Annotated in this window: 6 protein-coding genes and 2 pseudogenes; 7 read left to right on the top strand and 1 reads right to left on the bottom strand. The window is 32.8% G+C overall.

Annotated elements, in window-relative coordinates:
* The 5 genes and pseudogenes from ACZZZT_RS25365 to ACZZZT_RS25345 form a co-directional block, all read left to right on the top strand.
* Nucleotides 1-642 (top strand): annotated as a pseudogene (locus ACZZZT_RS25365) (bifunctional aspartate kinase/homoserine dehydrogenase I); the annotation flags it as partial.
* 67 nt (nt 643-709) lie between these two features.
* Nucleotides 710-1,135: an OsmC family protein gene (locus tag ACZZZT_RS25360; protein ID WP_042566157.1), complete on the top strand. Its 426-nt coding sequence runs from the start codon at nt 710-712 to the stop codon at nt 1,133-1,135.
* A 140-nt stretch (nt 1,136-1,275) separates the two neighbouring features.
* Complete coding sequence (locus ACZZZT_RS25355; RefSeq protein ID WP_463462358.1) at nt 1,276-2,448, top strand: trans-sulfuration enzyme family protein; 1,173 nt, start codon at nt 1,276-1,278, stop codon at nt 2,446-2,448.
* Nucleotides 2,449-2,639: 191 nt separating this feature from the next.
* On the top strand, nt 2,640-3,149 hold the full coding sequence (locus ACZZZT_RS25350) for an RDD family protein (RefSeq protein ID WP_463462357.1): 510 nt from the start codon (nt 2,640-2,642) through the stop codon (nt 3,147-3,149).
* Nucleotides 3,150-3,365: 216 nt separating this feature from the next.
* Complete coding sequence (locus ACZZZT_RS25345; RefSeq protein ID WP_008466594.1) at nt 3,366-3,776, top strand: RrF2 family transcriptional regulator; 411 nt, start codon at nt 3,366-3,368, stop codon at nt 3,774-3,776.
* A 389-nt stretch (nt 3,777-4,165) separates the two neighbouring features.
* Here the strand turns inward: ACZZZT_RS25345 and ACZZZT_RS25340 are convergent.
* Nucleotides 4,166-4,947: pseudogene (locus tag ACZZZT_RS25340) on the bottom strand (sulfite exporter TauE/SafE family protein).
* A gap of 307 nt (nt 4,948-5,254) precedes the next feature.
* Between ACZZZT_RS25340 and ACZZZT_RS25335 the strand changes: the two are divergent.
* The gene (locus ACZZZT_RS25335; protein WP_463462356.1) at nt 5,255-5,470 is read left to right on the top strand and encodes a hypothetical protein; all 216 of its coding nucleotides are present in this window, start codon (nt 5,255-5,257) and stop codon (nt 5,468-5,470) included.
* Nucleotides 5,464-6,156 (top strand): sulfite exporter TauE/SafE family protein, encoded by a 693-nt coding sequence (locus ACZZZT_RS25330; protein WP_463462355.1) that lies wholly within the window; start codon nt 5,464-5,466, stop codon nt 6,154-6,156. Before ACZZZT_RS25335 ends, ACZZZT_RS25330 begins: the two co-directional genes overlap by 7 nt.
* Nucleotides 6,157-6,158: the final 2 nt, after the last annotated feature.

Here is a 6,158-nt window from a genome sequence, read left to right as displayed (position 1 = left end):
GTTGGTGCAGGATTGCCATTAATTGATACAATAAAATTATTACATCTTTCGGGCGAAAATATCACGAAGATAAAAGGAGTTTTCTCTGGTACTTTGAGTTATTTATTCAATAATTTTTCTGCAAAAGATGTTCCGTTTAGCGAAATTTTAAAAGAAGCAATTGATAACGGATACACAGAACCAGACCCACGTGAAGATTTATGCGGAAATGATGTGGGAAGAAAATTATTGATTTTGGCCAGAGAATTAGATTTACAAAATGAGTTTGAAGAAATCTCGATTCAGAATTTAATACCGGAACATTTACGTGATGGAAATGTTTCTGATTTCTTGACAAAACTAAAAGAATTCGACCCAATTTACGATAAAATAAAAGCCGATCAAAAACCAAATCACGTATTAAGATACATTGGCGAATTGTCTGGAGATTTGCAAAATGACAAAGGAAACCTGGAAGTAAAATTAGTTTCTGTTCCTTCAGATACTGCCTTAGGCGGATTAAAAGGTTCTGATTCTTTCTTCGAAATTTATACAGAATCTTACGGAGATCGTCCAATTGTAATTCAGGGAGCCGGTGCAGGTTCTGCGGTTACAGCGAGAGGAGTATTTGGAGATATTTTGAGATTGTCGGATAAAGGATAATATCGATTTTAGATTACAGAGTTTAGATTACTGATTTGAGCTCAAACAAAAACAAAAAACAAAAAAAATGAAAGTAACCCTAAACAGAGTAAACGACGCGTTTCATTTCAAACTAAAAAATGAAAGAGGTCATGTAGTTGATGTTGATAGCAGAGCCGAATTTGGCGGAAGCGATTTAGGTGCAAGTCCAATGGAATTAGTATTAATGGGAGTTGCAGGATGTAGTGCTATTGATATGATTTCGATTTTAAAGAAACAACGTCAGGAAATAACATCCTTTAATGCTGAGGTCGAAGGCGAGCGCGTGCAAGTTGACGAAGCAAAACCTTTTAAAGAAATCAATGTCGTTTTTTATTTAGAAGGCGATATTAATCCTGAAAAAGCCCAACGTGCTGCACAGCTTTCTTTCGAAAAATATTGTTCAGTTGCCAAAACAGTTGAGCCAACAGCAACAATTAAATACAAAGTTGTGTTGAACAACGAAGCTTTATAATTAGAAAATGAGTCAATTAGAGAATTAGATAATTTTTAGATGAAGATTAACTAATGCTCTATAAAGTTTAAGTTTTAAGTTCTTGTTTTAGGCAATGCAGAAAACTTGAAACTTGAAACATGAAACAAAAAACAAACATAATGAACGAACAAGAATTTGGTTTTGAAACACAAGCCATCCGTACACATTTAGAAAAAACACAATTTCAGGAACATTCAACTCCTTTGTATTTATCATCGAGTTTTGTATTTGAGGATGCCGAAGATATGCGAGCCTCTTTTACAGAAGAAAAAGTCCGCAATATTTACTCTCGTTTCAGTAATCCAAATACCACAGAATTTGTAGACAAAGTATGTGCAATGGAAGGTGCCGAAGCTGGTTATGCTTTTGCAACCGGAATGGCAGCGATATATTCTACATTTGCCGCTTTATTGGATTCTGGCGATCACATAGTATCTACAGGAAGTGTTTTTGGGTCTACGCATGCGTTGTTTATGACTTATTTCCCAAAATGGAAAATTGAAACTTCTTATTTTGATATCAATAAACCAGAAACAATAGAAAGTTTCATCAAACCAAATACCAAAATTTTATATGCAGAAACACCAACAAATCCAGGTGTCGATGTAGTAGATTTGGAATTATTGGGTCAAATTGCAAAAAAACATAATTTGATTTTAATAATCGACAATTGTTTTGCCACACCATACATTCAGCAGCCTATTAAATATGGCGCTCACATCGTGATCCATTCAGCAACAAAATTAATCGATGGGCAAGGACGCGTTTTAGGCGGAGTTGCAGTTGGAGAAGCTGAATTGATTCGTAAAATATATTTGTTTTCAAGAAATACAGGACCGGCAATGTCACCATTTAATGCCTGGGTTTTATCAAAAAGTTTAGAAACTTTGGCTGTTCGTGTTGATAAACATTGTGAAAATGCTTTAAAAGTAGCGGAGTTTTTAGAAAATCACCCAAATGTAGAAAGCATTAAATATCCGTTTTTAAAATCGCATCCAAAATATGAGATTGCCAAAAAACAAATGCTTTTAGGAGGTAATATTATTGCCATTGAAATTAAAGGCGGAATCGAAGCCGGACGAAAATTTTTAGACAAGATAAAATTATGTTCGCTTTCGGCAAATATTGGAGACGTGAAAACGATTGTAACGCATCCAGCTTCAACAACGCACAGTAAATTGTCTGTTGAAGAAAAGCTCGCAGTAGGAATTACAGAAGGTTTAGTGCGTGTTTCTGTAGGTTTAGAAACTGTAAAAGATATTATCGCCGATTTAGATCAGGCACTTTCTTAGATAATTGTAGATTTCTGATTTTAGATTTAAAACTAAATCAGAATTAAATATAAATAACGATTTTTAGCTGTAATTCTATTACTGTTAAAAATCGTTATTCTATTTTGTAATAGTTTGAGTAAAAAGTATATTTTTGTTTGGATTAAAATTTAAATCTATTTAATAATCATAAACTTAAAACCAAACCAAACATGAGTAACTCTACTTACATTATTGACGAAGAATTGTTCGCTTCTAAAGGAAGCCGTATTCTAAATTATATTTTAGATATTATTTTTATTATGTGCTTAATATTTGCTTTAGCTTTCATATTGGCCATCTTAGCTGGTCTTTTTCAATGGAACGGAATATTACTTTGGTTAAGTGATATGGGTGATCTTAGTGGTCAGGTAGTTTTTATTGTAGTTACAATTTTTTATTATACGATTACAGAAGGGTTTTTAGGAAGATCATTGGCAAAACTTATTACAGGTACAATTGTGGTAAATGAAAACGGTGAAAAACCATCTTTTGGTACTTTTTTGAAAAGAAGTTTATGTCGTTTAATTCCATTTGAAGCTTTTTCTTTTTTAGGTGATTCAGGTAGAGGTTGGCATGATACAATATCTGATACATATGTAGTTAATAAAAAAGATCTCGCAGAAAATTTAAAAACATTTCATGAGTTTAATTTAATTGGAGTTCAGGAAGTAGAAGCGTAAGAAGAATGTCAGATTCTACTTTTTTGGCTTTATTAAAATGAAGTTGTTTCATGAATTTAAGTTGAAGAAATAATTTGATAGGTTAAGTAGAATTTAAAACTCCATTCTCTTAGTATTCTCGTATAAAAAAGCTATTTTTGTTGCAGAAAAATATAAGGTTTGTAGATTTGGATCAGAAATCTAAAATCTAAACTCAACAATCTAAAATTTATATACGTGCTTTCAAAGAAAACAAAATACGGAATTAAAGCTTTAACTTATTTGGCCAGACGCGAAAACAACGAGCCTGTACAAATTGCCGAAATTGCCAAAAGTGAACATATTTCGATAAAATTTTTAGAGAGTATTTTGCTGTTACTTAGAAATTCAGGTTTTCTTGGTGCTAAAAAAGGAAAAGGCGGTGGTTATTATCTGATAAAAGACCCGAAAGACATTAGCATGGCCAAAGTCTATCGCATTCTTGAAGGACCTATTGCATTGTTGCCTTGTGCGAGTCATAACTTTTACGAAAGATGCGATGATTGCGATGATGAATCTACATGCGCTGCAAGACGTTTAATGACCGAAGTTCGTGATAATACACTTAAAATTCTTGAAAGTAATTCATTGGCAGATATTGCATTTTAGTCAATTTCTGTTCTCAATAAAAAAAAGACCTTTTCAGTAAATGGAAAGGTCTTTTATTTTTGTCCTGCAAGGTTTTCAAAACCTTGTAGGTATATCTATGTAAGTATCGTATAACGTTAAATATTTTTTACCGCAGAGATCTATCTAAGAACTTTAAAAAACACAAAGTTCACAACGCTTTGCGTACTTAGCTTGTGAAAACACAACTTAAATCTTAGTGAACTCTGCGAAAAACCTTTGTGATCTCTGCGTTAAAAAATAATTAGGATGTATAAATCTTTAATGTTTCTCCACAACATTTAGCGTTGATACTTAGATATCTCTAAATAGATATCTATTAGAATTATATTTACAAAGTTTTGGAAATTTTGCAGGATTGGAATTTTATTCTAAAAAATCAATTTATATCCGGCAATAAAAAGCATTATCGCAATGGCATTTCTCAGCAATAAATCGGGTACTTTTCCGCTTAACATGCTTCCTATAAAAATTCCAGGAAGAGACCCCATTAATAATTGACCAAGTAAAACCAAATCTAAATTTCCCATTGAGGCATGTCCAATTCCGGCAACAAGAGTTAAGGGAACAGCGTGCGCAATTTCGGTTCCAACCAAACGAGGTGTTGGTAAAAGCGGATAAAGAAAAATAAAGTAACCGTACCCAGAGCTCCGGCACCAATAGAAGTTAGTGTTACCGTAGCGCCTAATAAAACCCCAATTCCAATAGTAAGCATATTTTGAGTATGACTTTCACTATGAAATTTATCTCCGGCATGTTTTTGAGAAAAGACTAAAAGTTTCTTTTTAAACAAAATAGCTACTGATGTAAAAAGAAGTGCCCATCCCAAACTGTACTTTATTACAGCATTTATAGTTGAAATATCAGTTTTAATACTATTTAAAATCCAAAGTGTAAGCAAAGCCGCCGGAACACTGCCCAAAGTAAGCCAGCCTGTAATAGACCAATTGATATTTCCTTTTTTATGATGGACAAATACGCCTCCCATTTTGGTAAAAGCAGCATATAATAAATCGGTACCAACTGCTGTGGTTGGGGGAATACCAAACCATAATAAAATCGGAGTCATTAAAGAACCTCCGCCAACACCTGTTAATCCAACAACAAAACCAACCACCAAACCTGCAATTACAAGACCAATCTGAAAATCCATAATAAATATTTGGCGTAAAAGTAAAAACAATTTTATAATTATCCTATGGAAATGGTAGACATTAAGAATGTAATTAAAAACCAAATATTTAGTAAATATTTGTTGTTTAAATAAGATGAAATATGCCGTTATTTGTTAAATTATTCCGTTGAAGCTTTAAATATTTCGTTATAGTGTAATTAATGGATTATTAAGGGGTTAAAAAAATAAAAATATTGTTTTGATATTTAGAAATAAGTAGTATTTTTGCAAAGTAATCTAGTAAGCCGATAGGGTAATAGATTTTTTAAAAAAGAAACATAGAAATATGGAGAAAGAACTGAAAATAAATAGTATTGATGTAAAGTCTGATACGTCGATAAAAGAAAAATTATGGGTTATCATACCGGTAGTTTTGCTTGTAGGGTTGTTAAGTACTTTGATCTACAATCATTATGCTGATTTTTCATGGAATGGTTTTGTTTCAGGATTTAATCAGGAGTTTTTGGTTTTTTCTTTATTGGTATTTTTGCTCAGTTGGTAGACGGAACTTTAGGAATGGGATACGGAGCAACTTCAACCTCTTTTTTATTAGCTTATGGGGTTCCGCCTGTTGTGAGTAGTACAGCGGTCCATGTATCTGAAATGTTTACAACAGGAGCATCGGCACTTTCTCATCATCGTTTTGGAAACATCAATAAAAAACTGGTGAAACATTTATTGATTCCGGGAGTTTTAGGTTCGATTACGGGAGCTTATTTACTATCAGATGTTATTAATGGAGATTTTATCAAGCCATTTATTGCAGTTTACATGATTATTTTGGCTGTTATTATTATAAAAAAAGCATTGAAAAAAACAATTGTAAAAAAGAAAACTAAAAAATTAAGTGTTTTGGCTGCTTTTGGAGGTTTTATGGATTCTGTTGGCGGTGGAGGCTGGGGACCAATTGTAACTTCTACATTGTTAGGAAGAGGAAGAAATCCTCGCTACACTATTGGTTCTGTAAATGCAGCTGAGTTTGCCATTTCGTTTGCAAGCGGAATTACATTCATGCTTTTTGGAGGAATTCACGGTTGGCAGGTAATCATCGGTTTGATTTTAGGAGGTGTAATTGCAGCACCACTTGGAGCTTACCTTGTAAATAAAATCAAAAGAAAACCAATGATGATTGCAGTTGGAATTTTAATTATATTATTGAGTTTAAAAACATTATCTAAATTATTGTAATC

It is taken from the genome of Flavobacterium sp. AC274 (genome assembly GCF_979258275.1).
The sequence above is the reverse complement of the archived record's forward strand: the minus strand, read 5'-3'. Positions and strand labels throughout refer to the sequence as shown.